Origin of the sequence: Streptomyces sp. SM10 (genome assembly GCF_002910915.1) — a bacterium.
In the GTDB taxonomy this organism is placed as follows: domain Bacteria; phylum Actinomycetota; class Actinomycetes; order Streptomycetales; family Streptomycetaceae; genus Streptomyces.
Window position 1 is genome coordinate 85,231 of the sequence record NZ_NEUF01000092.1, and the last position, 26,771, is coordinate 112,001.

A 26,771-nucleotide genomic window follows, 5' to 3' on the forward strand; every position below is an offset into this window, starting at 1 on the left:
ATGCGGGCCGGTGGGCCGGTGCTCACTTCGCTGCCAAGCGGGACGAGTCGGGTACGGCAGTCAGGAGAGGAGGATCGTGATCAGCCGTCCCGGGATCAGGTACAGGGTGATTGCGGTGCTACCAAGGAGGAACGGCAGTCCGACGAGAACGCGGAGAGGAAGCCAGACGGGGGACCAAGCGCTCAACGCCTTGCCTCTGCTATCCGCCTTCGGTAGATACCAGACGGTTCGGGAGGGTGCGGGGTTTGCGGCTCCGCTGTGCGCCCGCTGTGTGTACTCACACCGACGGCCGGAGGCGTCGGTGACCACGAAGACGTGCTCATGAGCCCCGTGCCGACCGTATGCCGATCGAGCGAACGTCGCCTGTGTCCGATGGCCCCGGCGCATCAGGGACCACAGATCGACCGATGCGCTCCAGACGAGAAGCGCGGAGAGAAGGGCTATTCCGCCGACAGTCCCGCCCGCAGTGACGGACAAGATCGCCCCCGTCATGTCACCCAGGGCCGTGAGGGCGATCGCGTAGCCGAGGAGCAGCACGAACAGCCCGATCAGCCAAGGATTGGACAGGTCGTCCTGGGGGTGCCGGAATGGATCATCCAGCTCTCCGGACGTGGCATACGGGCTGAGTGGCAGGGAGGAGCCCTCGCGGAGCCGAATCGCGTCGGCCGCGCACACGGCTACGAGGCGCTTCGTGCCGCCATGGGGAGCCCAACTGGCCTCCGTCGTCGACTGTCCGTGACGCGGGTCGAAGAAGCAGGGCGGAAACCGCCGAGGTACCGGTGAGCCTGCGACACGGGCCTCCAGGTCGGCCAGGGCGGTCAGCCCCTCCTGCAGCAGGTGCGGAACGGCCTTCTTCTGTCTGCGGCGGTGCAAGGCGCGAGAAGCGGCGTCGTACGCGTCGAGGGCGCGCGCCCAGTCGTCCAGCGCCGCTGGTGGTGTTCCGGGATCGCCCGGAACGAAGGTGTGCTCGGCCAACATCTCGCCGAAGGCGGTCACTTCGGCCTCAAGCTCCCGCTGCCGGTCTCGTCGCCCTGGTCTAAGCATCCCCACCCCCACCACGCGATGCTTCCTGGAGTTTAGGCGCCTGGTGCGCCCGGGTGTGCTGCCTTCTCCGCACTCTTCACAGGGGTCGTCAGAGGGTTCACCGGCATGCCAGGCTGGAGGCGGTGGGACACCCGGTGACGAGGATCGAACTCGCGCTCTGAGCTTGGGAGTCAACGGTTCGCAACCCCTCACGAGTTTCGAACCTCGCATCCTCCGCCATTGCTCCCACCGGGCCATACGTCGAAGGCCCCCGCAGCGAACTGCGGGGGCCTTCGCGGTTGTCTCAGCCCTCGATGTTCTGGTCTCTGCCGACAACGGTCCACCGCGCGGCTTCGCGCAGCAGTCCGAGTCGGCGCCCACCGACGGACACCGAAGCTGCCGCGATCAGGCGCGGGACTCCGCCGGCCTCGCGTGGGCGAAGCCTCTGTGATGCCAGACCAGGCCTCCGGCCGGGCGGCCCAGGCAGTCGGACGCCATGACGCGCCCCACCAGGATCGAATGGTCGCCCCCCTCGATCACGTCGTACCGGGCGCAGGTCAAGCGCAGTGCGCAGTCAGCCAGTTGCGGCGCTCGGTGCGACGTCGGTCCGGCGGCCAGGGAGACGTTCGCGAAGCGCTGCTCGGTCAGGCCCGCGAACCGCTTCGCCAACGCCTCGTTCTCCGGGCCCAGCAGATGGAGGGCGAAGGCGTCCGCCGCGACGAGCACGTCGTGGGTGCGGGACTTCCGGTCCAGGCAGACCAGCAGCAGCGGCGGGTCCAGGGACAGCGAGGACACTGCGCTGGCTGTGAGGCCTCGAGGGACGCCCGCCGCGTCGTAGCAGGTCACCACCGTGACCGGGGCGGCGAGGGAGGCCATGGCGGAACGGAACTCGTCGGCCGCTATGTCGCCGGATGCCATCGGGCCCGCGGCGGCGGGACCCTCCACCGGCGACCTGTCCCGTGCCGCCGAGCCGAGCCGGGCGGAGTGGGTCCTGGTCGACGCGGTCATCAGCGGAGTGACGTTCATCGGACCGCCCCTTCCAGCTCCCGGACCGGCTTGGTGGCTGAGGTCTCCCCCGCGGGGAGGCAGGGCGCGGACGGGGCCGGACCGGCCAGCCAGCGGCCCGAGGGCTTGCCCAGCGTGCCCCGCTCCAGGTCCCAGGCCACGTGTCCGCCCCGCACCACGGTGGTGAACCGGCCGGTGAACATCCAGCCCTCGTACGCCGACCAGCCGCACAGCGACTCGACGTGGGCCGCCGAGAGCTGCCAGCGGGCGGCCGGGTCCAGGAGGGCCAGATCGGCGTCGGAGCCGACCGCCAGGCGGCCCTTCCCCGCCAGGTCGAACAGGTCCGCGGGACCCGTTCCCATCAGCCGGGCAAGGTGGACGGCGGCGGCGTCAGGGGCGATGCCGCGCGCGAGCATGCCCGTCCACACGGAGACGGCCAGCTCCTGGACCCCGGGGAGCCCGGGAGGCGCCTCGGCCGGGGGCCGGTTCTTCTCCTCGACGGTGTGCGGAGCGTGATCACTGCCGATGGTGGTCGCCTCGCCGCTGAGCACGGCCTGCCAGAGCCGATCACGGTCCCGGGGGGCGCGGATCGCGGGGGAGAGCCGGGTACGAGGGCCGCGCAGCGCGGTGTCATGGTCGGTGAACGCGAGGTGGTGTCCAGTGACCTCGAAGCTGATCGGCAGCCCTTCGGCCGCGGCGGCGACGAGCAGATCGGTCTCCTCGGCGGACGACACGTGCAGGATGTGCGTCCTGGTGCCGTACGCGCGGACCAGCTGGACGACCTTGGCGACCGCGACGATCGCACCGGAGCGCGGCCGGTGGGGCTCGTAGGCGTCGTAGGACTCAGGGTCGCCGCCGCGGGAGTCGAGCAGGTCGAAGACGTGCTGGTCCTCGGCGTGCAGCACGAGGCGCACCCCGCCCCGCGCGGCGGCGGCGAACGCCGCCTCCAACTGGTGAGCCTCACGGAACACCACCGGTGCCGTGTGATGGCCCGCCATGAACGCCTTGGCGGAGGTCGCCACCTCCGGGGCGAGGTCGGCGAGGACCTCGGGGTGATCGGGGTCGGCTCCCATGTGGAACCGGTGGTCCACGTACGAGCGGCCCGCGATCAGCGCCGCCTTCGCCCGCAGGGTCGACGCGTCGAGCGACGGCGGGCGCGTGTTGGGCATGTCCATCACCGTCGTGACGCCCCCGGCGAGCGCGGCCCGGCTGCCGTTCTCCCAGGTCTCCTTGTGCTCCAGACCCGGGGTGCGGAAGTGCACATGGGAGTCGATGAGCCCGGGCAGGACGTACCGGCCCGCGGCGCTCAGACGAGGCCCGGGAGGCAGCGGAGCGCCGGGGGCGAGGATCGCCGCGACGCGGCCGTCACGGACGACGACGCTGCCTTCGCTCACCCCCTCGGGGGTGACCAGCCGGCCTCCTTCCACCACCAGGTCGGCCGGGGAGGAGGCGGGGGGTATGGGGGAGGGGGAGTTCATCGGTTCCACGGCAGGCTCACCAGTTCCTTGCAGAGGTCGTTGGTCGGTCCCATCAGGGCTACGGCCCGGGCGTCGCGCCCGAACCGGTTGATCGGATGCGTCTCCACGTAGCCCGCCGATCCCAGGAACCGGGCCACGTCCGCCACCACCCGCTCCGCCGCTTCCGAGGCGGCCAGCTTGGAGTGGAGCGTGGTCATGCCGGGGGCGGCGGAGCTGCGCCGGCCGGCCCGCTCCACCACCGCGCGGGCGGCCTCGACCTGCGTGGCCAGGTCCACCAGACGGTGGCGTACCGCCTGGTGGGCGTAGAGCCCCCGGCGGCCGGCGTGTGCGTGGGCCGCGTCCAGCGCTGCCTGAGCGATGCCCACGGCGACGGCGCCGAGCGAGGCGCCGCTGTCGCGGACCCGGGCGATGATGGACGCCGCGACGCCCGTCGCGCCGAGGCGTGCGGAGTCCGGCACGACGCACTCCCGTACCGACACGAACCCGGTGGCGGAGCCCCGCATCCCGGTCAGCCGCATCGTGGTGTCGGGCACCAGCCCCGGGTGTTCGCCCGGGACCAGGAAGAACGTCTGCCCGGCCGACCCGTACCCGGTGTCCCGGGAGGCGGCGGCCGGGGCCTCGTCCACCGTCTGCGCCAGCACGAGGTAGACGTCCGCGAGGCCGGCGCTGGTGGTGAAGGACTTGGCGCCGTCCAGGAGCCAGTCCCCCTCGGGCGTGCGGTGCGCCCGGGTCGCAAGGTTCTTCTTGTCGGCGCCGGCCCCGCTCTCCGACCAGGCGGAGGCCGCCAGCCACCGGCCGTCGGCCAGCTTGGGCAGCACCTCGCGGTGCTGGGCGGGTGAGCCGTTCTCCACGATCCGGCTGGTCACGGCGCAGTGCTGGAACAGCATGATCGCCGCCGAGGCGTTCACCGAGGCGACCTGCTCCACACAGGTGTTGAGAGCCACCGCGGCGGCGCCCGCACCGCCGTAGCACTTCGGTACGGCCAGGGCCAGCAGCCCGCTCTCGCGGAGCACCGCGACGGCTTCGCGGTCCGGCTCCCCAGTGAGGTCGGCCGCCTCGGCGCAGGCCGCCAGCCGTTCCAGGATCGGAGGTGCGGGGAGCACGGGGGCGGTGCGCGCGGTACCGTCGCGGCCGGATCGACGGGGGGCACCGGGGAACGGATCGATGGCGAAGGAGTCGGACAACGCCCCGGGGCCGATGTCGTCGCGTACGGCGGTCAGGCTGTCAGCGGAACCCATGGGTTCTCCTCGGATACGGTGGCGGACGGGGAGAGTTGAGCGATGGCGGCGGGCGCCTGGGCGTTCCCGTACCGGGGGCGTGCCAGCAGCCCCCGGTACTCGACCTGCTTCTCGGCGACCGACACCCAGGCGAGCTCGCGCCGTCCGTCTGGGCGAGACGTCGAGTGGGCGGCCACCCGGACACAGCCGTCCGGGGTGCGGACCTGCAGTAGCGCGTCGGGGCCCGAGGCCGTGCGCCCCGCCAGTGACCAGGGCACGGTGCCGGTGATGCCGGCGGCGGCGCCCAGACAGATGGCGCCGGTCAGCGCGACCGTGGGGTGCCAGGAGGGTACCGACACGGCGCGTACATACAGGCCGCCGCCGTCCTGCGGGAGCACAGCCGCGATCTTGGGGAAGGCGCCGAACGTGTCCCAGCCCTGCGACGCGCAGACCGCGATCCGCAGCCGGGTCATGGTGTCGAACAGGCCGGGAGCATCTCCGAAAAGGGCATCCGGCCCGTCGACGCCGAGGTGCGAGGCGTCGACGAAGGCGTACGGATTACCCATCGACACCAGGGACACGGGCACGGATCGGCCCTCGAAGGGAACGTGGGTCACCGGCTCCCCCGTCATCAGGAGTTCAGGCAGCTCCAGCGGTGGTGAGCACAGGAAATGCGCCGTGAACCGGGTGCCGCCCCCGAAGGTCTCCTCGGTCTCGCACACCACGTTGTCACCGTTGTTGAGCACGTTGACCCGGACCCGGCACCCCGGCACCAGCGGCTGGATCATGCCGGTGCGGGCAGCCGCCTCGACGGCGGCCAGAATCGAGTGGCCGCAGGAGCCCCGGAGGTCGAAGCTGTCGTGGCTCTGCGGCAGAGACTGGACGAACCGGTAGTCCAGGTCGAAGAGCGGGTGCCGGGAGGGGCGCACGATGGCGTTCTTGAGCACATCGGCCGAGCCCTGCCGGGCCAGGTCGGCCCGCAGGTCGGCCAGCGCGCTCAGCAACTGCGGATCGGACTCCGGGAGGTCGCGGCCGTCCAGCACCGCGGTGGGACAGGGTGCGCCGGCCGCCTTGACCAAGGAGACATTCATCCGGCCACCACCGCCAGTTCACGGGTCGGCCGGTGCGCGCCGGCCGACGTACCGAAGAACTCGCTGCGCCACATCTGATGCGACATCAGGGCCCACAGGGCCAGCGACGTGCCGTCGGACGGCCGGGCCTCCTGCTCGGCGAACAGGGCGTCGACCACCTCGTACCGCAGCCGCCCGTCGGCCCGCAGCGCCTGCGGGGACAGTACGTCGCGGGCCATCGCCCACAGTCGCTGCCCCGGGCTCAGCATGGCCGTGATCGGCAAGGTGAAGGGCTGCTTGGGCCGGTTCAGGACGCTGTCCGGCAGCAGCCCTTCGGCCGCCCGGTACAGCGCGCGCTTGACGCCGACGCCGGGAACGGTGCGATGCTGATCGGGCAGGGACGCCGCGAAGCGCACCACGCTGGGCTGGCAGAACGGAAGCCGGGCCTCCACCGAGCTGGCCATCGAGAGGTGGTCGACGCGGCGCAGATGGTACGCGGGCAGCCTGTAGCGCTGTTCGATCCGGGTGATCCGTTCGAGCCGGCTGCCCTCGCCGTGGGCGAGGATGTCCATGAGGCCGGGCGGCAGCGGGGACGCGCCGGGCGTGTGGACCCGGGCGGCGTACTCGGAGGTGTACAGCTGTCGGCGCAGGGACTCCGGCACCGCGGCCAGGTGGCCGAGGTAGGGCCCCGCCCAGTCGGCCCCCTCGGGTGCGGCGAGAGCCTGGGTCATACGGCTGTACCCACCGAAGAGTTCGTCGGCCGCGTCCCCGGTGAGGGCCACCTTGAACCCGGCGTCGCGTACCGCCCGGAACAGCGAGAAGGTGGAGAGCGTGATCGGGTCGGCGTTGGGCTGGCCGAGGTGGCGTACGACGTCACCCATCAGGTCGGGGAAGGTGGCCGGGTCGATTTCCACCTGGTGGTGCACCGTGCCGGTGTGCCGTGACACCTCCGAGGCGAAGGCCCGCTCGTCGCCGGGCCAGCTGCCGGCGTAGGCGATGTTGAACGTGTGCAGCGCCTCGCTCGCACCGCGGTTGAACAGGATACGGGCCGCGAGCGCGGTGACCAGACTGGAGTCGAGACCCCCGGAGGTGATGGCCGCGACCGGCGCGTCGGCGATCAGCAGCCGGGAGACCTCGCGGGACAGCAACTCTCGCAGCGACTCGCCCGCCCGGGACAGGCTCCGCTCCTCGTCGACCGGCGGAGCGGACTCGTACCCCATACGCCGGGAGGTGAGGCACAGGCCGTCCTCGCGGGTGACCACCGCGGTGGTCGCGGGCGGCAGGACGTCGATGCCCTCGAACATGGTCCGCTGGCCGAAGGGTGTCTTGGCCGACAGGTAGGTGTGCAGACCCAGTTCGTCCTCGTAGGGGCGCACCCCGTCGAAACCGAGCAGGGAGGGCAGCTCGGAGGCGAAGTGGAACCGGCCGCTGCGCTCCTCCCAGTGGTAGTACAGCGGCTTCATGCCGGAGGCGTCAGTGGCGATCACCAGGCGCGGTGCTCTGCGCAGGTCCATCACGGCGACGGAGAACATGCCGTCGAGGTGCTCGGCGAAGCCGTCCCCGTACGTCAGGTACAGCGCGGGGAGAATCGATCCGTCGCAGCGGTCCTCGAAGTGGAAGCCCTGGCGCATGAGTTCGGTGCGCAGCCGGTCGTGGTTGTAGAGCTCGCCGTTGAAGACGACGGTGACGTCGCCCAGTCGGTAGGGCTGAGCCCCGCCTTCGGGGTCCATGATCGAGAGTCGGTTGTTGCCGAGGGCCCAGCCGGACTGCCGGGCGAAGGACTGGGCATCGGGGCCGCCGTGGTGCTGGAGGGCGGCGACCCGGCGCATCTCGTCATCGGTGGTACGGGCGTGGAAGGATCCGTGGATTCGGCACATGGCTCAGATCACCTGACGTCGGAGGAGAGGCCGGCGGCGGAATAGAGCGCCGGGTCAAAGGGGCTGGGGCCCCCACAGGTCACGAAGCGCCGGGCGTCGGGCCCCGTGTGCGGGTTGCGGGCGCCGTGCAGAACACCCGGCGCGGCGTACAGGACGTCCCCGGCGGCGACGTCGATCCAGCGGTCGCGCAGGTACATCTGGCCGATGCCCTCGAAGGCGATGAACGCCTCGTCGCTGTCGGGGTGCAGGTGGACGTTGAAGGTCTGGCCCGGCTGCTGGATGCCGCAGTGCAGGCAGAGCTGGCTGCTGCCGTTGCCCGGCCAGAAGACGAAGTTCATGGTGGCGCGGTCGGCGTCGGGGGATATCTGGCCGGTGCCGCCGAACCCGCGCAGCTGGGTGGTCTCGTCCCAGAGCGTGGAGAACGGCTCGGGGTCGGTACCGGGCCGGCGCCCCGCCGTGAGGGGCGTACGCCAGATGTAGACGGTCAGTCCGTCCGCGCCTGCCGTGAGGCTCAGGGCATGGCCCGTGGGGGCGTAGACGGCGTGGGACCGCTCGACGCTCCGGCTGCGGGAGCCGACCGTGGCCGTCCCCAGGCCGTCGAAGACGACCGCGGTGTTCTCCTCCTCGACGCTCGACTCGGGGCCGAAGGACTCGCCCGGGGCGATCCGGACGACGTGCAGCGTCACGTGCGTGGAGCCGACGGCAGGGCTGACCGGGGTGGCGAGTTCGGTGAGCCGGCCGGGCAGGGGGGCGAAGACGAAGTCCGCGGCGGAGATGATCCGGGCGTCCCCGAGAGAGGGAGTGGTGGGGGACGGCGAGGTGGAGGTGCGCGTCATGCGAAGTGCTCCTTGGCGAGGGAGGAGGGGTACCGCGGGGATGGAGGGTGGGCGGGACCTGATGGCGTCCTGTGATGAAAGGCTCGCGTCAACCGGTCCCGTCGCCCTCCCGCATCGCTACCGGGCCCGGGGAGGTGGCCGGGAACCGATCCGTAATCCGGCCCGCCCCGAAACGCCCGGGCGCGCTCCACGGCCGGGCGGGACGGGGCGTCATGACGCAACGAGCCAGGGCCGGCGCGCACCCCGGGAAGGGTGTCTGCGCCGGCCCCGGCTCGTTAAGGCGTGGCTGTGCGTGCTGCTTCTGAGCTGTTCCGTGTCGTTCCGTGCCGTACGGCGTTGCTACGGGCGGCTCTTCTGCGGCACGCGATCGGGGGCGACCGGTGCCGTCGGCTTGGGCTTCCCGGTCCGCGACAGGGCGGAGATCCGGCCTTCCGCGAGGGCGAGCGCGGCAATGACGAGGACCCCGCCCACCGGTACGTTCCAGGACAGCGGTTCGCTCAGGGCAAGCACCCCGACGACCACGGAGAACACCGGTACGAGGTAGTTCACGCCGGAGGCCGTGGTCGGGCCGGCGTCCGCGATCAGGCGGTTGAGCAGCGCGAAAGCGACACCGGTGGAGGCCGCGCCGAGGACCAGAAGGGCGAGCAGCGGCTTGGCAGTGAGGTCGCCGTGCAGGCTCCAGCCGGTCACGAACGTGGTGAGCACCACCGTGATGATGGAGGCCGCGCTGAGCTGGGCCGCGGTCACGGAGAGCGCGGGCAGCTTGTGGGGGCCGATGAAGCGGCGGATGTACACGAAGCTGACGGCGTAGCTCGCGGCCGCTCCGACGCAGGCGAGCTGGCCGCCGATCGAGCCGAAGCCGTCGGTGTTCCACGGCCCCACCACGATGATCAGCCCGAAGAACCCGCCGACCAGGCCGGTCACCTTGCGGCGCGTCGGCTTCTCCTCGGAGAGCGCGAGAGCGGCGACGCCCATGGTGATGAGCGGGGTGGCCCCCTGGATCACACCGGCGATGCTCGCGGTGGTGTGCTGCTCGCCGATGGCGAAGAGGGTGAAGGGGATGACGTTGCCGAAGACGGAGGCGACGACGATGTGTCCCCAGAGCGGGCGCGACGGCAGGGGGAGGCGCTTCACGGCGAGCATGGCGAGGACGACGAACGCGCCGACGACCAGTCGGCCGGAGGCGAGCTGGAGGGGCGCGAACGCCTCCAGTGACATCTTGATGAAGGCGAAGCTGCAGCCCCACAGGGCGGCCAGCAGACCGAAGCGGCCCCAGTTGGCGACGTTCATGCGGTGATCTCCTCGAAAGTAGTGGGGGGCGGGGCCGGTGAGCCCCGCCGGTCAGTGGTGGCGTTACGCGGCGGGTGCGCCGGCGGGGCCGTGGTGGTGATGGTGGCCGTCGCCGTGCGTGTGCCGGTGCGGGTGGTCGTGATCGGTGTCAGGGGCGTCGACCTCGAACTGGTCGTACTTCTCCATCAGGGCGACCATCTCCTCGCGGGAGGGACGGTTGCCGTCGGCGAGCAGGGCGGCCAGGCCCTCGAAGTAGCCCTCCCTGTGTTCGGCCGGCGTGAAGATGATCAGCATTTCGGCGAGCGAGTCGCTTTCGTTGCGGAAGCCGTGCACCGCGTTCTCCGGCACGTGCAGGAAGTCCCCGGCACGTGCGGTGCGCCAGCCGGTGCCGTCGTGCAGCCGGACTTCGCCCGTCAGTACGTAGAAGGACTCGGAGATCCGGGAGTGGTAATGCGGGTCCGCCCCTCCGGCCCCCGGCAGCATCGAGTGGTGGAAGAGTCCGAACCGCCCGTCGGTGGTTTCGGCGAGAGCTATGAAGCGGGTGGTCGTGGCGGTCCCGATCTCCGCCTTCACCGCGTCCGCGTAGGCACGGAACATCGCGTGGCTCATGCCTGGTCCTCCTCCCACATGCTCAGGTAGCGCTCGCCGGTGTCCGGCAGGAGGGTTACCACGATGCCGTCGGCCGACTCCGGCCTGCGGGCGACGCGCTCACTGGCGAACGCGGCCGCGCCGGACGAGACTCCGGTGAAGAGTCCCTGGCCTGTCGCCAGCCGGCGCGCGGTGAGAAGGGCGTCCTCGTCGGAGACCGTCACGACCTCGTCGATGAGGGAGACGTCGGTCGTCACGGCGACGAATCCGCCGTTGAGCCCGGGGATGCGGTGCTGGCCCGCGTACCCCTGGGACAGAATCGGCGACTTCTCCGGCTCGACGGCTATCACGCGTACGTCCGGGTCGTGCTCCTTGAGGCTGCGTGCGACGCCGGTGAGAGTGCCGCCGGTGCCCACCCCGCACACGAAGGCCGCGATGCGCCGCCCGAGACCGGACATGGCCGCTTGGATCTCCGGCCCGGTCGTCTCGTAATGGGCTCGTACATTGTCGAGGTTCTCGTGCTGGCACGGGAACCAGGAGCCCGGAGTGGCCGCGTGCAGTCGCTCGGCCTCGGCGATCGCCCCCGGGTAGCCGAGCGAGCTCGGCGTCTGGACGATCCGGGCCCCGAAGGCGCGCAGCAGCCCGACCCGCTCGGCCGTGGCGTTGTCCGGAAGCACGATCACGCAGCGGTAGCCACGGGAGGCGGCGAACGCGGCCAGGGAGATTCCGGTGTTCCCGGAGGTCGCCTCGATGACGGTGCCGCCGGGCCGGAGCGCGCCGCGTTCCTCGGCGGCACGCAGCATGTAGAGGGCGGCGCGGTCCTTGCTGGAGGACATCGGGTTGGCGGACTCCAGCTTCGCCAGCACCCGGGCCCCCGGCGCCAGGTCGTGCAACCGCAGTTCCAGCAGCGGCGTGGAGCCGACGAGGTCCTCGATGCATGACGCGACGGCGGGGCGGGCGGGAGCGACGGAGGTGAGCGGAGCGTGAGCGGTGGTGGTCATGGCTGCATCTCTCGCAATCGGGGCAGTCGGGGCAGTCGGGGGGAGGAGGTCCTGGGTGTCACCAGGAACCGGCGGAGGCGATGACGGTGAAGACGTCCTCCATGAGCTCCGGCTGCCGACCGGGCTCCTTGATGACGGCGGTGGGCGCGAGCACCCGGGCACCGCCCGGGACGTCCTTGTTGACCAGGGCCTGGGCACCGATGACCGCCCGGTCCCCGACGGTCACGGGCCCGAGGACGGTGGCGTTGGCCCCGAGGATGACGCCGCTGCCGACGACGGGATGGCGGCGGTCGCCCTCGGGCCGCTTGTTGTCGCTCCACCAGCCGACCGCGCCCAGAGTGACCTGGTGGTACATCGTCACGTCGTCACCGACGACGGCCGTCTCCCCGATCACGACTCCGGCGCCGTGGTCGATGAAGACTCTGCGGCCCAGCACGGCCCCGGGGTGGATCTCGACGGCCGTCACCCGGCGTGCCCACCGGGCCAGCAGCCTGGCCGGGATGCGCCGGCCGCGACCGTGCAGACGGTGAGCGACGCGGTGGGCCCACAGTGCGGTGAGCGCGGGGTGGAGGATCGCCTCCTTCCTGCCCCGCACGGAGGGGTCACGGGCCACGACGACAGCGAGGTCCTCGCGCAGCGCCGCGAGCAGGCGGGGAGTGGGGGACGCGGGAGTGGCGATCGGTCCCTCGGACGCGCCGGCGGACGCGGAGGCGGCGCCGAGTGCGGGACCGAGGGCCGGATTCGATTCCGGTTTCGTCGGACTGAGCAGGCTCATCGTGGCTCCAGGGGCGGTGTCGGCCTCATGACTGGAGCAGAGCGTGCCCGGCGGGCTTCCCGCTGGAGTCCCGCCGCGTTCCCACCAGGCGGGAGCGCGTCCGAGGCCGCATGGAAGGAGAAGGGAACAGCGCGGGAAACTTTCGGGAACGACACGGCCCACACTCGCCTGAACGCCGCGCGACCGTCCGTCGGACAGCCGGCCCGTTGCCGCGTCGACGGACGCCGCGGTCCCGTTCTCTCCCCCCACCCGAGCAGAAGGAGTTCTCCCGTGCCTGTGATTTCCGTCGACTGGTGGAAAGGGAACGACCGTGCACACCGCCAGGAGCTGGTCGAGGAACTGACCGCCTGTGTGTCCCGGATAGCCGGATGTCCTGAGGAGGCCGTCACTGTCATCGTGCGGGATGTGGAGCCCGACCACTGGGGCAAGGGCGGCGTGCTCGCCGACGCGCTCCTCGCGGGCGCCGCTTCCCGGCCCGGTCCGCAGGACACCGGAGGACAGCAGCCATGACGGCATCAGCCGGATCCGGCACCGCCGATCCCCGGCGGCTCCTCCTCGTCGCACCGACACCTCTGCTGGTGGCTGCGGTGACGGAGGCCGGCTTCCCTTTCGTCACGGTCGCCGACACGGCCGTATTCACCGACGAGGAGCTACGCGCACGCCTCAGGGACACCGTGCTCACCCACCGGGTGGGCAGGCTGATCGCCTGCGGAGACGCGAGCACCCACCCCGTCGTTCTGGAGACAGCCGAGGAACTGGGGGTGTCACCGAATCCCGCCTCCGCCGCCCGGTTGCTCGCGGACGCCACAGAGGTCAGAAACCTGCTGAACCGCAGCGGTCCCCCCTGGCAGGCGTTGGCGCTGCAGGAGGAGCCGGGGAGCAGGCCGCCGCTCTGCGATGTCGTGTACGGGCTGGAAACCCTGACGGTCGAGGGGATGCACCGGGTCACCGGCATCCTGGAGTACCGGTTCGGCGACCGACGCGTCAGCGATCGGAGGGAGCCCGACACCGGGAACGGGCCCGGCGCGGAGCGGGCAGCGGGAGACGACGCCACCATGTCGCAGGGCATCGGTCTCGCTCTGCACACCTTCCCCGCCCCGATCACCGGGCCGGAGGAAGCGGAGATCAGAGCCTTGGCCACGGGCCTCCTCGACCTGGTCGGTTACGAGTTCGGGTACGCGTTCACCCGCATCGCGCGCACCGAACAGGGGCCCCGCGTCCTCGACGCGGTGCCACGGCAGGCGAGCTGGCCCGCCTCTCGGCTGATCGAACTGACCACGGGACTGGTCGCGGAGCGGGAACTGGTCCACGCTCTGTCGGGGAAGCCCTTGAACGCAGCGATGCCGGTGGGATACGCGGCCGCCGTTCCCCTGCCCGATCCGCCCGGAGCGCCTGGGCGGATCACGGCACCCGCGGACGTGCGGGAGACACGGGACGGATACCACCTGCTCACCGCGCTCACCCCCGCCGAACTCACCGCCCGCACGGCCGCCGTACTCGGCTGCCCCGTCTGACCCGACTCCGCGCCACGAAGGGCCCGCCATCGGCGGGCCCTTTCGCGTACGTGCCGTTCCGCCGCCGCGAGGCCGGCGTACGCCTTTCTCACCCGATCGCGGGGTTTTCCCGTCGCGTTCCCGGCTGCCGGGTAAAGGCGGGTAGCGGATGTGGAACGCCTTGGGAGCGGGGTCCGCGAAAGTCGTTCACGTCAGCAGAAACGCCCCGGCAAGACCACTCCAGAAGGCGGTAGACCATGCGGAACTCGGTGTCGACGATGGTGGGAATTCTTACGGCCGCCGTTCTCCTGACCGGAGGTGCCGCCGCTTCGGCGGCGGCGGCGGACGACGGCCTTTCCGCCCTGCCGGCCACCACGCGCTCCGCGGTCCACGGTGGATCCGACACGGGTGAGGGGCCGAACGTCTTCCGTGCCTCGGACGGTGAGGGGCCGAACATCGTGCCGGTGCAGTCCGACACGGGTGAGGGACCGAACGTCTTCCGTGCCTCGGACGGTGAGGGGCCGAACATCGTGCCGGTGCAGTCCGACACGGGTGAGGGGCCGAACGTCTTCCGTGCCTCGGTCGGTGAGGGGCCGAACATCGTGCCGGTGCAGTCCGACACGGGTGAGGGACCGAACGTCTTCCCTGCCTCGGACGGTGAGGGGCCCAACCTGGCCTCCGGCATCCGTGACGCTTCCCCGCGCGTCACGGTCTGAGCTGTTGCCTGCCCGCTGGGGCCGCCCTCGTCGGCGGGAGCTCTCCTGTCGGCGAGACGACCTCGTCACGCGCCCGGCGGCATCGGGGCCCCCATGGCGGCGAAGGCCTCGCGGGCCGACTCCCGGTGGGCCGAGGCCGCTCCCTGCTCGCCCATGTGGTCCAGAGCGTCTGCCATACCCGCCAGCGCCCACGCCTCCTCGACGCGGTAGCCGATGCGCGAGGCCGCGTCGTGGGCCCGCGCATGGAGTTCGAGGGCCGGTGAGTAACGCCCGTTACGGGTGTGGAACCGGCCGATGATGTTGCCGACAGCAGCCTCGCGCATAGGTACGCCGCTGAGATCACCCAGGTGAAGGGCCGACTCCCCCCACTCGGCGGCCTGGGCGCTCTCGCCGAGCCGGTCAGCGACCTCGGCCGACAGCGCGAGGACCAGCGACAGGTCGGCGGGCGAAATGACATCTCCCGCCAGTTTGCGGGCCCGGCCCAGAAGCTCTGCGGCTTCGGCGAGCTCGCCCAGACCGATCCGGGCCGCCGCCAGATCGGTCAGCCCCTCCACCTCCTTGTCGACCGAACCGATGGAGCGGGAGAGGGTGACGGAGCGGGTGGCTGCCTCCACCGCCTCCGGATACCGCCCCCGCTCGGTGTACAGGCTGCTGAGGTTGGTCAGGGACTCCGCCTCGGCCCGCTCCGCCCCCAGCTGCCGCTTGATCTCGATGGACTGTCGTAGTCGTGGCAGCGCCTCGTCATAGCGGCCCAGGGTGCTGAGCAGGAGCCCGAGGACACCAGTGTCCTTCGCCTCGCCACGCCGGTCGTCAAGACCGATGGCCAGGGCCAATGCCTCTTCCGACACCTCGATGCCCTCCGTGAGGCGCCCGAGCTTCCAGCAGGCCACCGCGAGGTTGGACAGACTGAGCCGCAGCAGGGCGGCGTCTCCCAGGCGGCGGGAGGCGGCGACCGCGACACGGCTCAACTCCCTGAACTCCTCCAGGCGGCCGCGCAGGTCAAGGGGGAAGACAACGTTGGCGGCCAGCAGTCCCACATGCCGGTCCATCTCCCAGCGGTAGGCCAGGGATACGGCAGCCAGCAGCGAGTCCTGCTCACGCTCGAGCCAGTCGCGGGCCTGCTCGACCGTTTCCAGCGGGGGGAGTTCGGCGGCTGACGGCGGGTGCTCGGAGTGATCTATCCCGACCCGCCCGGGAAACAGCAGGTCGCAGGCGGCGTCGGTCGCGGCCAGCGCGAAGTCGAGAAGCCGACGCACAGCGCGCATGAGCTCGTCGCCGCCGACCTCGGCACGCCCCTCCCCGTCGGCCTCCGGTAGCCGACGGGCACCGCCGCGCGAGAGATTCTGCGCGAAGCTGCGGACGAGGTCGTGGAAGGCGTACCGACCCGTCTCGTGCTGCTGGAGCAAGTGCATGTCGAGGAGGTTCTCCAGGACTTCCTCCGCATCCCGGGCGCCCGTCCCCAGCAGGGCGCCGGCGGCATAGGTGTTGATCTCGGTGCCCGGGTACTGGCCGAGGAGCCGGAACGCCTCTCGGGTCTCGGCGGTCAGGCCCTCGTAGGAAAGCCGTAGCGTCACTTCGACGCTGCGCTCCCCGGAGTTGAGCTCGGCCAGCCGGTGGGCGTCGTCCCGGAGCCGGTCGACCAGGTAACGGACGGTCCAGCGGGGCCGCTTGCGCAACCGGGCCGTGGCGATACGCAGGGCGAGCGGAAGATGACCGCAGAGCTCCGTGAGCTGAGCGACCGCCTCCGGCTCGTTCTCCGCGCGAGTCCGGCCGAGTACGCCCTCGACGAGGGCGACGCTGTCCCTCGGCGGCATGACGCCCAGGGACACGGTGTGGGCGGCGTCGAGGTCCACGAGCAGCGCACGGCTCGTGACGAGGACGAGCGTCTCGGTGGGGGAGGCGAGAAGTGGTCTGACCTGGGAGTCATCCACGGCATTGTCGAGTAGCAGGAGCATCCGATGCGTGCTCATCGTGCGCCGCCACAGGCCGATTCGGCCCTCCACGTCGTCTGGGATGCGGTCGCCGGGAACACCGAGCATGCGCAGGAGAGCCTCGGCCGCCGCACTAGCGCTCAGGGGCCGGTCATTGGGGGTGAACCCGCGCAGGTCGATGTAGAGCTGGGCGTCGGGGTAGTTCCCCGCGAGTTGGTGTGCGGCGCGCACGGCCAGGGAGGTCTTGCCGCTGCCGCCCATGCCGTCGATCGCGACGATCAGTGGCCCGGAGCCCGGGGCCTCCTCCACGAAGCCCAGCAGTTCCCGTACCTCCTCCTCCCGGCCCGTGAAGTCACGCAGGTCGTAGGGGAGGGTGGAGGGGGTGTCCTCCAGGGTCAGGGGGGCAGTGTCGGGCAGCTGCGGGGCCGCGAGGTCCGGGCTGTTGCGCAGCACCGCGTTGTGCAGCTCCGAGAGTGCGTCGCCGGGGCCGATGCCGAGCTCGTCGATCAAGAAGTCCCGGACCTTGGTGAACTCCTCCAGCGCGTCGGCCTGCCGTCCGGAACGGAAGAGGGCGAGCATGAGCTGGCCACGCAGAGTTTCACGCAACGGGTGCGCGTCGATGAACTCGCGTAATTCACCGATGAGTTCACTGCTCTCGCCACCGGCGAGCCGCAGATCGAAAAGCTGCTCCACGGCTGTCAGGCGACGTTCCTCCAGGGCGGCGGAGGCCGCGGACAGTACGGACCCACCGGCGCCTGCGAGTAAAGGCCCCCGCCACAGAGCCAGTGCCTCGCGAAGTATCGTCATGGCGTACGTACTTTGGCCGGCGACAGCAGCCGCTCTGGCCTGTTTTAATCCCTCGGTGAATCTGCTGAGGTCCACCTGGGCAGGCGTCGCGAGAACCCGGTAACCCGGCCCCTCGGTGACGATCAGGTCCCGCCCGCCGGGGATGCGCTGACGTAGTTCCGCGACGGCCTTGCGCACTTGATGAGCGGCGGTGGCGGGCGCGTTCTCGTCCCAGGCGGCCCCCACCAGGCGGAAGACCGGGAGCACGCGCTGAGGTTCCAGCAGGAGCGTGACGAGAACCTTCTCATGTACGGGTCCGCCGACGCGGATTCGGTCGCTCCCGTCCCAGCATTCGAACGAGCCCAGAATGCGGAACTGCACTCTGTGTGGCTCTGTGGCCTCGTCCATCACGCTTCCTCCTCCAGCGGCCACGGAGCGGTTTCTGCCACCACTCACGCATAGCCGACGCTCCGCGTTCCCGCCGTCCAGATGAGTCTTCCCGCAGCCATCTCATCAGGGCCCCGTAGCAGGCGGCAAGACGGCCCTCGAACGTATCGATCGATGGACTGTCCTGTTCGGCACTACCGATTAGCCGTCGGGCTCCGGGAACTGCGTCCGACCAAGCGCCCGAGGGGGCTGGCGAGCGTCGATGGACAACGGGCGGACACGCCGCACACCGTACTCGGCGACGAAGCGCGCACGCCGGAGCGAGCCCGCGGGGGGCGTCATGGACGTGGAGATCATGCAGTGGATGGACCAGGCCGGTCAGCACGCGCCCACCGGCGGCCGTGAAGGACCACCCGCGCTCCACGACCTCAAGGAACATGGAGGGAATGTCCCGATCGCTCAGGTCGGTGACGTCTGTCGTCCGCAGGATCTCCCGCATCCGAGGATTGCTGCGCATGCCTGTCCCTTGCCGAGTGAGACGAGCCCTTGTCTGACCCCTGCGATGAAGACCCGACTGCTTCCGACAGCTTTCTCGACGCTGCGTGGAAGTCATTCGAAGTTTCCTGTATCGAAGTCGTACTGGTCGGTCGGGGTTTTCCACGTCGATCCGGTAAGGCCCATGGTTTCATAACGTCTTGCTGGTGATCTGTGTGCCGTTGGCTCCGAGGATCCCCTTGGCATCGGGGTCCTTGATGCCGTAGAGCTCGCGATTTGCCGCGATGCCTTTCTCGGCGACGTCAGGGTCATAAGGGTCCTTCTAAAAGCCCGGGGGTGAGGTGTAGTCCTCCCAGGGCGGTTCACGCGCAGCGAGGTCAAGGGGGTTGCGCCATGGGCAGGAGGCGAGGGCATAGATGAATGTTTTGGGTGCGGTTTGGGGCCGTGCCGACCGGGCGCCTATGAATGGAACAGGATTGCCGCCCGCTCATCCTCGTGCACCCCAATTGCGCGTGGGTCACCGTCGTAATATGAATCCCAAAAGCCGAGGGCGTTCCATGATTCTGGGCACAATGAGAAAGGGTCAGATTCAAACTGACAATATTTCCAGGTCGGCGGCAGAATGTGAGAAGTAATGGTAAAAGCTCGACTGTCGAAGAGGGTGGACTGTCTGAGCCCGGACTCGGTAAATTCAACGCGGAAGGAGGTGGCTTTTCTGAGGCGCGCAGAGATTCCGAGCACAACGTACTCATGCCCATCCGTGAGGGCAGTGATTCCTCGCAGTGCGGTGGGGTCCGAGAGGGCCCCGCGTGTTCATGCGGACACGCATACCAGATCACCTTCGTTCAGCGCGGTGGACGACGCGTGCTCGCGGACGACGATGGCCGCACCGTTCTGGACGCGTACCGGGGTCTACGGGGAAGAGCGGCTGTCGATCTGCGTGATTCTCCCGCGACGGCCGTACCCGGTGCCCGTGTCGGCAGAGAAGCCCTGCACGCTGCCGGATATTCCCCCAACCCGATCGATCGCATGGGAGGCCCGGCGCGACGGACGATCGGACGATCGGGCAGGCAAGCCATGGAGCGGAGACGGCCTGGACCGAGGTGGCTCCGCTGATCGCACGGTGTCGGCACATGGACGAGCGCACCGGTCGGCTACAAGCCCGGCCCAACACGGATCGTGTGCGTCGGGCGACCCGGCGCAGCGCGCCTCTGGCGGAGCTGTGCGACCTGCAACTCGGTCCGTCCCACCCGCTGTTGGCGGCGCCCAAGGACTGGATTCACGCTGGTTGCCACCTGCGTGGCCGCGTTGAAGTGCACGGCTGGCGCAGGTGCCCCTGACGTGATTCTGTCCGCAGGAACTGCGTTCGGCGCGGCGGCAGGACTCTGCTTCGCTGCAGTAGGAACGGTTGCGGCCCAACGGAGGCAGGGAGCAGGAACCCAGGACATCAAGGAAGCCCCAGGCTCCTGGCCTGGGGCTCTGTGTGGGAGCGGGTGACGAGAATCGAACTCGCGCTCTGAGCTTGGGAATCAACGGTTCTTGATCGGCTGTAGTGGCTCTGGCCTGCATGTTCGGCTGGAGCGGTCGAGGGTGGTGTGGTCTGTGGGTGCCGTGCTTGACCGCTGTTGTCCGCTCCGAAGGGCACGAATGGGGCACGAGGGTGATCGATGCCGCCGTGCCGCGGATGGGAATGCTTCGCCGTGCAGGATTCGGCGCCCGCCGTCGTGCGATTTCATCCCCGGCGATCCGGCGCAGTGGAACCCGGTCGACCGTCATCGATTCGGGCCGTAGTGCCAGCGGTCGGCGGACTGCGTCACATCGCTGTCACTGGCGGAATCTCCGACGTGAGGTACTAAGGTACCGTGAGTGTTGGAGGTGGGATTATGACCACGGCTTCGAAGCCGCCCCGGCAGTCGCCGCTCAAGGTGGACCCGGCGACGGACAAGTTGATCAGCCAGGGCGCGCATTTCCTGGGCCTGACGAAGAAGGACCTGGTCGCGGAGGCGGTACGGGTCTACCTGGACCAGCGGCGTGAAGATTTGCGTGAGGGCATGGTGGAGGCGCTCAGCGTCCTGGACGGCTCCCTGAAGTCGGACGTCATGCTCCTGACCGGTCTGACATCGGAGGAGATCGACGCGGTCGGCGGGATCGACGAGTGACCGGTCCCGCTGCGATGCGTCCCGCCAGGCCCACCCTGCGGTGCCTGCGCGATGACCTCGGACTCCCCCTTCCGGCGGTGACCGACCCCCTGGACGAGATCGAGCACCCGATCCTGGCGAAGACCGCCGAGCAGTTCGCGGCGGACGATGCCAAGCATGAGCGCATCCGCGCTGTCGATGATCAGGTGTTGTTCAAGGTGAAGGTCCAGCGTTGGCGCGGGGCGGTCTGGGTGGACGCCGATCTTCCGTGGCTGGTGGCGGCCGGCCGCCGCGAGGACGGCTCGACCGACGACTTCTACGCCGCTCTCGAAACCGACGGCAAGACCGCCCGAACCCGCTACAACGCCGGCAACGCCGACGCGCTCAAGTCCGCCACGTACACCGCCCACTTACTCCCCACTCGCGAGGACCACGTGCGCTATCGCGCCGAAGCGGGAGTCCGTTTCGTCCGGCGACTCCGGACCACGGTTCTGACGCTGAGCCGTGCCACCCTCCGGGACGGCCAGGAGCACACGGTGGACTTCGACACCTTCACCGTCGGCCTTCAGGTCCGCGCCGACGACGGCCACGAAACGTACCTCGCGGTGCGGATCACGGGTTCGGTCCCGCCGAACCTCACGACATTGATTCTGCGCAACGTTCCCGGCTGCGAGGCCGAGGGCTGGTACCCCGAATACGCCCTGCCGGAGCGGGACCTGCTCCCCGCGGAACAGGCCTGGTCCAACCTGATGGACCCTCGTGAGGCCGCCCGAGTCCTCGACACGGAGCCGTAGCAGCCGGAACAAGAGAAAGGCCCCGGTCATTGACCAGGGCCTCCATCGAAGAGCGGGTGACGAGAATCGAACTCGCGCTCTGAGCTTGGGAATCAACGGTTCTTGAACGGTCGTATTGGCCCTGACCTGCATGTTTGGCTGAGACGCACGAGGTCGGGATGGTCTTCGGACGCCGTACCCGACCGCTGTTGTCCGCTCTGCTGGGCATGGATGGGGCATGGTGCCGGAAGCGGGCAGTCCTTGTTCGTCACTTGGAGTTTGGGCCCTCTCCTCGAAGTACCTCGCAATAAGTGTGCCTGCGCCCCCAGGGAAGGCGCCGTGGTCACACGTCGTCCGGGGTGCCGTCGACTGCCGGTCCGCGGCCGTCGGGAAGATTGGCCACGATCAACATGTATGCCTCCTCGACGGTGTCGACTTCGCCGAGGAGGGTTTTGTTCGACTCGCGACGCACTCGGTACCCCCCCTTGGCCAGGGGATAAGCAGTACCGACGTCACGAGTCCACGGCCACTGGGTGCACCGACTGAGGTACAGAACGCCGTGGCTGACCATAGGGAAAAGCTGTCGCAGTGATTGATGGGCGTACGCAGTTCTGGGTACTGCTGGATCGATCATGTCGGGGCCGTAGGCCAGTACGACAGACCATGCTGCAGCAACGACCTCAGCGGCACTTCGGGGGACCTTATTTTCTGTCATAAGATGGTGTCACCTCATTTTTTTGGAAGTTTCGACAGATCTGGTTGTATCTCTGGGATATCCGGCTTGGGTACGTCGACTGTTGTGTAGCCTCCCTGCTCTTCGTCGCGGGTGTACCAGGTGACCTCTTCCCACGGGCGACCGGGGCGTTCGTCTTCGGGGTCTCCCCAGGCCGCAGCTCCATCGTAATTACGCACCGCAAGAGCTATCTGGCTCATTTCCCAGGCGGTTCCGTCACCTGGGCCCGGATAGTTATCTTCGTGTCGGCTGTTGAACTGATCTCCATGCTTGGCTGCTTTCTGGAATGCATCCACGATATCCTCGGGCGTACTCCAGTTCGACTTCGTGCCGTCACTGCTGGGCATCCCGTCGAGGGTGACCGACAGGGTGGTGCCACGATCGCTCACGGCGGACGACACGTTTGTCATCCATACCGGCCCTCCGGGCTCCTCGGCGGCGTAGGCGGCTCCGTTGTAGGTGTGAGCTCCCGGGTCGCCGTTGGCACGGAGATGCGCGGCCAGTGAGTTCGAGGCGTTGTCGGGCGCCTGGTTCACCCCCAGCACCACGCTGTGCCGGTGCTCTCCGCTCCGGTGGGGGCAGCCTGCCAGCCCCAGCGGGTCGATCCACCGGGTCGGATTGTCGACATAAGTGACCGCGTTCGGGGCCGGGATCAGGCCGAGTGGGTCCGGGGAGAGGTAGCGGCCCGACTCGGGGTCGTAGTGGCGGTAGCGGTTGTAGTGGAGGCCGGATTCCGGGTCGAAGTACTGGCCCGGGAAACGCAGCGGGGTGTAGGCGTCGGCGCCGCGGTTCCAGGAGGTGGCTCCCCACAGGGTGGCGCGGGTGTGCCAGGCCACCTCGCCTTGTTCGTCGATGAGTTCGCGTGGTGTGCCGATGAGGTCGGTGACGATCGCGAAGAAGCGGCGGTCGACCTCCGCCCGGTCCAGGAGGCGGCGCTCGACCTGGGTGACGGGCTTCACTCCGTCGTGGTCCCAGGTGAGGGCGACGGTGTCCGGGGAGCCCGCCAGGGAGGTGGTCTGTTCGCAGAGGGTGTCGCCGTCCCAGGTGAAGGTCACCTTCTCGGCGAGTGTCGTCCCGTCCCCCGCCAGGCGCTGTTTCGCGGTGCGGCGTCCCAGGGCGTCGTAGAGGTAGCGCCAGCGTGTGCCGTCCGGTGTGGTGACGGAGACGAGGCGGTCCTCGGCGTCCCAGCCGTAGTGCCAGGTGTCGGGCTTGCGAGAGAGGCGGGCCTTTTGGCGCAGGGTCACGCGACCTTGGGCGTCGTGTTCGTAGCGGACGCGGCCCGCGCCGGTGATGCGGGTGCCGGTGTACTCGCGTGGGCCGGTGGCGTGGTCCTCACCGGGCCAGGTCGCGGTGGTCTGGTTTCCGGCCTCGTCGTAGGCGTATCGCTCCGACCAGTTCTCGGCGGTGACGCCCGTGACCCGGCCGGCAGGGGTCACTTCCAGCTGCTTGTGTCCGCCGGTCAGTTCGTCGGCCGAGGTGAGGTGGCCGTCGGCTCGGTAGGTGTACGAGCGGCGCTGAAGGATTCGGTCGCCCGGTGCGCGGACGCGTTGGTCGGTCAGGCGGCCCGCAGGGTCGAAGTCGTGCTCCACGGTCAGTGCGTCGCCGATCCGGCGGGTCGTCTCACGGCCCGTCTCGTCGAAGGCGAAGACGACCTGATGGCCCGCGGCGTTCAGCTCGGCCTGCAGACCGGCTGGGAAGGACCAAGCGCTGACCGCACCGGACGGGGTGACCCGGCGAATACGGCGCCCGGTCTCGTCGTAGGTGTTGGTCAGTGTGCGGCCGTCGCAGGTCTCGCTCAGGACCCTGCCCGAGCTGTCGCGTACGTACGTCAGCTCGGTGTCCGGACCCATCGCCGAGGCGAGGCGGCCGTGGATGTCGTAGGTGAAGCGCGTGATCGCGCCGTCGGCGTTCTTGGCGGTGACGCGGCCCGCCGTGTCGCGCTCGTAGCGGACCGTCTGGCCCGCAGCGTTCGTGCGGGAGGTGAGCTGCCCGCAGGCGTCGTGCGCATAGCTGAGGGAGCGGCCGTCGAAGTCGGTCTCCGAGCTGAGGCGGCCTGCAGGATCGTAGGTGTAGTCCCAGGTCAGGGCCCTGAGGGCTGGTGACACGGGAGATGCGCAGCTCGGTGTCGTGCGTGAACTCCTGGCGCACTCCGTCGGGCGTGGTGCGGGCGGAGACCAGATCGAAATGGGTGTATTCGAAGCGGGTCTCACCGCCTGCCGCATCGGTGTGGGTGACGCAGTTGCCCTCGCCGTCGTAGGCCCAGGACTGCTGCGCGCCGTCCGGGTCCGTACGCAGGGCGAGCTTGCCCTCGACAGTCCACTCCAGTTCGGTGGTGCGTCCCTGGGGGTCGGTGATCGATATCGCGCGTCCGAAGGCGTCGCGGGTGTAGCGGGTGACCGTGCCGAGCGGGCCGCGGATGGCCAGGGGGAGGCCGGCCGCGTCGCAGCGCAGCCGGTCCAGCGCGCCCAGGGAGTCGTCGACGCCCGTGAGGTGGCCGTTCGGGCCGTGGGTGAGGCGAGTGGTGGACCCGTCCGGCCGGGTGAAGAGTGTGGGGTTGCCCCGGGCGTCGTACTCCTGGCGTGATGTCGTGCTGTCAGGGCCGGTGACGGCGGCCAGCTGGTTCAGCTCGTTGTACTCGATCAGGGCGATGGTGCCGTCGGGGTGTTCGACCCGGACCGGGTTCCCGCGGTCGTCGTAGGTGTAGGTGGTGGTCCTGCCGAGCGGGTCGGTCCGGGACAGCAGCCGGTCGTAGCGGTCGAAGCTGCGGTAGGTGACGCCGCCCAGCGGATCGATCTCCGCGATGGCCTGGAGCCGGTCGTTGAAGTGGTGGGTTCTGGTCGCGCCGAGGGAGTCCGTGTACCGGGTGACGCGGTCGCCCGTCTCCGGGTGGGTGTCGTACGCGAACGTGGACGAGAGGTAGCCGTCCGGGCCGACCGTACGGACGACGCGGCCCGCGTCGTCGTACACGTAGCGGAACGTGGAGTTGTTGCGGTCGATCCAGGACGTGATCCGGGCGTCCGGATCGTACGTGAAACGAAGCGGCAGCCCGGAGGAGTTGACCACGCCGTTGAGGTTGCCCAGAGCATCGTAGTCGTAGCGCATGACGGTGACCGGGCCGTCCGGGGTGCGCAGCGCCAGTTCGCGCACCCGGGCGTCCTCGATGATCAGGGCGACCCGGTAGCCCCCGGAGTGGACGACCGCTGTGGGGCTGCCGTCGCCGCTGCGGGCGAAGCTGATGCGGTTGTGGTTGCGGTCCTCGATCTCCCTGAGCCAGTAGGCCGGGGACGCGTTGTACGGGCCGCCCTGGAAGGAGCGGGTCAGGCCCGAGCGGGGGTCGGTGACGTGGTAAACGGTCTGCCCGTTGTGCTGGCCCCCGTGCAGGATGGGCAGTCGGGCGCCCTCCATGGGCAGCACGCCGTCGGCGTCGTCGGGCAGTGGCAGCCGCGGATAGATGAGGACCGAGCCGTCCTCGCGCGCCCAGACCGCACCGGCGCCGAGCGCGTCGAGCTCGATCCGTTCGTCGAGTGTCGACGCCCAGCTTCGGCCGAACCACTGACCGTACCGGTACGCGGAGAGGTGCGTGCGACGGAGGACGAGAGGGAGGACCCCCGGTAGCGACAGGTCGGTCTGCGGCAGGGTCATCTCGCCGGTGGCGACGTCCACCGGGTCGTTCTCGCAGGTCTTTTTCTCAAGCGAGATGCTGTTGCGTCGGGGATCGTCCTTGGAGTTTTTAAGAGCGTCCGGCTTGGTACGGGCGGAGTCCCGACGCTTCTCGGGGCGGGGATCGGTGTCGTCGTCCTTCTGCCGAGCCTTGTCCTTGGGCCCGATCCCGTCCTTGATGTCGAGGTCGATCTTCTTCTGGATGGTGGATATCTCTTTGACCGCCTTCGGCAGCGACTCGCCGAGGTGGTCTCCCATCGCCTTGTTCGCCTTGCCGAGGGCTTCCATCGCCTTGTCGATCACCGGGTCCAGAGCCCCGGCGATGTCGTCCTTGCCCCGGGTCCGGCCATGGTGGGACTTGGCACTGGCCAGCTTGCCCGCGGTCTTGCCGTGCATGTCGATGCTGACCAGGTTCAGCTTCGTGCCCGCGCGGTCGTGCTCCGAGTGCTCAATATGAACACCCTTGCCGGATACAGGGCCAGGACCGGGCGCCGTGCCGGCGGAAGCGAGCTGGAGGGAGTCCTTGGCACCCGCCACGCCCTCCTTGAATCCTTCCTTGCCCGACTGGCCGACCTGGTTCATGTCGACGCCGTTCTGGAGCCCCATCGCGTTGGCGCCGATCTGTACGACCAGATCCGCGGCCATGTTCTCCAGTGCGGCGACGGCGGGCTCGGTCATCGCGGAGACGATGTAACCGACGACCTCTTCCAGGCACTCCTTGATGACGCGGCGGATGGCCTGCTGGGCGACCGCGATCGCTGCTCCGCCGATGAGCATGGACAGCCCACCGGTCACCGGTATCAGAGCCATGGAGATGCCGGCCTTGCCGGCCAGGACGCCCAGGTGGACGATCGCCGCGTACTTCATGGCCTCGATCGCCATTGCCGCGTTGTCGAGAGCGCCCGCGATCGTCCGGGCGGCGCCGGCAATGTCCTTGATGTGCTTGTCCTTGACCTTGCCCCAGTGGCTGTTGAGCGCGTCAAGGGCCTCGCCGTGGCCGGAGGACAGCAGACGCTGTACATGCTGGTTGGCGAGGAAGCCGTCGTCCTCCACATCATCTGCGAACTCACGCAGCGAGTCGGCCATGTCGCGATAGGCGTCCTCGTCGACGTTCGGCCAGTTGATGCCGATGACATCGAGCATGGTGTCGGCCCAGTCGGGCACAGTTACGGCCACAGTGCGAAGTCCCCCCGTGCAAACCCGCGTTCGCGGAATGCGTTTGCGAACAGGATGTCATTCCGGTGTTGTCGAACCAAGGCCGTTCTCGGCTTGGCGGCGCCGACAGGGTGGCGTGGCGGCCTCGATACCTCGGTGGAGCGGACTGCGCTTCCGAGGGGGACTGAGCATCGAAGACCGCTGCCGGGGTTGCCCTGCAGGTTCTTTCCGTGGCGGCTGTCAGGGGGCTGGTTCCGGCGGGATGGTCGGGCTGCGGCCGGAGCCCCGGAGCAGTTGCCCTCGATGCAATCGCTATGGACCTGGGGCACTCGTCAGCCAAGCTC

Annotated in this window: 19 protein-coding genes and 2 pseudogenes; 5 read left to right on the plus strand and 16 right to left on the minus strand. The window is 69.5% G+C overall.

Features of this window, described 5'->3' with window-relative positions:
- Window positions 1-60 precede the first annotated feature (60 nt).
- From B9S57_RS13345 to epsC, 11 genes are all read right to left on the minus strand, one after another.
- On the minus strand, window positions 61-996 hold the full coding sequence (locus B9S57_RS13345; RefSeq protein WP_146057753.1) for a hypothetical protein: 936 nt from the start codon (window positions 994-996) through the stop codon (window positions 61-63).
- A gap of 432 nt (window positions 997-1,428) precedes the next feature.
- The gene (locus B9S57_RS13350; RefSeq protein ID WP_103515781.1) at window positions 1,429-2,049 is read right to left on the minus strand and encodes a flavin reductase family protein; all 621 of its coding nucleotides are present in this window, start codon (window positions 2,047-2,049) and stop codon (window positions 1,429-1,431) included.
- Window positions 2,046-3,506, minus strand: coding sequence for a dihydroorotase family protein (locus tag B9S57_RS13355; protein ID WP_103515838.1), 1,461 nt, complete (start codon window positions 3,504-3,506; stop codon window positions 2,046-2,048). Before B9S57_RS13355 ends, B9S57_RS13350 begins: the two co-directional genes overlap by 4 nt.
- Window positions 3,503-4,744: an acyl-CoA dehydrogenase family protein gene (locus B9S57_RS13360; protein WP_103515782.1), complete on the minus strand. Its 1,242-nt coding sequence runs from the start codon at window positions 4,742-4,744 to the stop codon at window positions 3,503-3,505. The genes B9S57_RS13355 and B9S57_RS13360 overlap by 4 nt, the downstream gene beginning before the upstream one ends.
- Complete coding sequence (locus B9S57_RS13365) at window positions 4,723-5,814, minus strand: PrpF domain-containing protein (RefSeq protein WP_103515783.1); 1,092 nt, start codon at window positions 5,812-5,814, stop codon at window positions 4,723-4,725. Before B9S57_RS13365 ends, B9S57_RS13360 begins: the two co-directional genes overlap by 22 nt.
- Window positions 5,811-7,670 carry an asparagine synthase (glutamine-hydrolyzing) gene (gene asnB, locus B9S57_RS13370; RefSeq protein WP_103515784.1) on the minus strand — a complete coding sequence of 620 codons (1,860 nt, stop codon included), beginning with the start codon at window positions 7,668-7,670 and terminating at the stop codon, window positions 5,811-5,813. Before asnB ends, B9S57_RS13365 begins: the two co-directional genes overlap by 4 nt.
- 8 nt (window positions 7,671-7,678) lie before the next feature.
- Window positions 7,679-8,506, minus strand: a complete 828-nt coding sequence (locus B9S57_RS13375; RefSeq protein ID WP_103515785.1) for a cupin domain-containing protein — start codon at window positions 8,504-8,506, stop codon at window positions 7,679-7,681.
- Window positions 8,507-8,845: 339 nt separating this feature from the next.
- Window positions 8,846-9,796, minus strand: coding sequence for a DMT family transporter (locus tag B9S57_RS13380; protein ID WP_103515786.1), 951 nt, complete (start codon window positions 9,794-9,796; stop codon window positions 8,846-8,848).
- 63 nt (window positions 9,797-9,859) lie between these two features.
- The gene (locus B9S57_RS13385) at window positions 9,860-10,405 is read right to left on the minus strand and encodes a cupin domain-containing protein (RefSeq protein ID WP_069754361.1); all 546 of its coding nucleotides are present in this window, start codon (window positions 10,403-10,405) and stop codon (window positions 9,860-9,862) included.
- A complete protein-coding gene (locus tag B9S57_RS13390) occupies window positions 10,402-11,385 on the minus strand; it encodes a PLP-dependent cysteine synthase family protein (protein ID WP_103515787.1) in 984 nt (327 codons plus the stop codon). The genes B9S57_RS13385 and B9S57_RS13390 overlap by 4 nt, the downstream gene beginning before the upstream one ends.
- Before the next feature lie 58 nt (window positions 11,386-11,443).
- Window positions 11,444-12,160, minus strand: a complete 717-nt coding sequence (gene epsC / locus B9S57_RS13395; protein ID WP_258036378.1) for a serine O-acetyltransferase EpsC — start codon at window positions 12,158-12,160, stop codon at window positions 11,444-11,446.
- Between the two features lie 270 nt (window positions 12,161-12,430).
- On the opposite strand from epsC, the gene B9S57_RS13400 reads away from it, so the two are divergent.
- The 3 genes from B9S57_RS13400 to B9S57_RS13410 all read left to right on the plus strand — a co-directional run bounded on the left by B9S57_RS13400 (window position 12,431) and on the right by B9S57_RS13410 (window position 14,369).
- Entirely contained in the window at window positions 12,431-12,670 is a 240-nt protein-coding gene (locus B9S57_RS13400; protein ID WP_103515788.1) for a 4-oxalocrotonate tautomerase family protein, read from the plus strand.
- The gene (locus tag B9S57_RS13405; RefSeq protein WP_103515789.1) at window positions 12,667-13,674 is read left to right on the plus strand and encodes a hypothetical protein; all 1,008 of its coding nucleotides are present in this window, start codon (window positions 12,667-12,669) and stop codon (window positions 13,672-13,674) included. Before B9S57_RS13400 ends, B9S57_RS13405 begins: the two co-directional genes overlap by 4 nt.
- A 236-nt stretch (window positions 13,675-13,910) precedes the next feature.
- Entirely contained in the window at window positions 13,911-14,369 is a 459-nt protein-coding gene (locus tag B9S57_RS13410) for a hypothetical protein (RefSeq protein WP_103515790.1), read from the plus strand.
- A 65-nt stretch (window positions 14,370-14,434) separates the two neighbouring features.
- On the opposite strand, the gene B9S57_RS13415 is transcribed toward B9S57_RS13410, so the two are convergent.
- Window positions 14,435-17,494, minus strand: coding sequence for a BTAD domain-containing putative transcriptional regulator (locus B9S57_RS13415; protein ID WP_103515791.1), 3,060 nt, complete (start codon window positions 17,492-17,494; stop codon window positions 14,435-14,437).
- 2,357 nt (window positions 17,495-19,851) lie between these two features.
- Between B9S57_RS13415 and B9S57_RS13425 the strand changes: the two genes are divergently transcribed.
- Window positions 19,852-20,127, plus strand: coding sequence for a hypothetical protein (locus B9S57_RS13425; protein WP_030595208.1), 276 nt, complete (start codon window positions 19,852-19,854; stop codon window positions 20,125-20,127).
- Between the two features lie 77 nt (window positions 20,128-20,204).
- Window positions 20,205-20,900 carry a hypothetical protein gene (locus tag B9S57_RS13430; RefSeq protein ID WP_258036379.1) on the plus strand — a complete coding sequence of 232 codons (696 nt, stop codon included), beginning with the start codon at window positions 20,205-20,207 and terminating at the stop codon, window positions 20,898-20,900.
- A 322-nt stretch (window positions 20,901-21,222) separates the two neighbouring features.
- On the opposite strand, the gene B9S57_RS13435 is transcribed toward B9S57_RS13430, so the two are convergent.
- The 4 genes and pseudogenes from B9S57_RS13435 to B9S57_RS36240 all read right to left on the minus strand — a co-directional run.
- Window positions 21,223-21,594 (minus strand): DUF6193 family natural product biosynthesis protein, encoded by a 372-nt coding sequence (locus B9S57_RS13435; protein ID WP_103515793.1) that lies wholly within the window; start codon window positions 21,592-21,594, stop codon window positions 21,223-21,225.
- A gap of 14 nt (window positions 21,595-21,608) precedes the next feature.
- Complete coding sequence (locus B9S57_RS35410) at window positions 21,609-23,462, minus strand: RHS repeat-associated core domain-containing protein (protein WP_258036381.1); 1,854 nt, start codon at window positions 23,460-23,462, stop codon at window positions 21,609-21,611.
- A gap of 42 nt (window positions 23,463-23,504) precedes the next feature.
- A pseudogene (locus B9S57_RS36380) lies at window positions 23,505-23,834 on the minus strand (RHS repeat domain-containing protein); the annotation flags it as partial.
- Window positions 23,803-26,415, minus strand: a pseudogene (locus B9S57_RS36240) (DUF6531 domain-containing protein); the annotation flags it as partial. The pseudogenes B9S57_RS36240 and B9S57_RS36380, both read right to left, overlap by 32 nt.
- Window positions 26,416-26,771 lie beyond the last annotated feature (356 nt).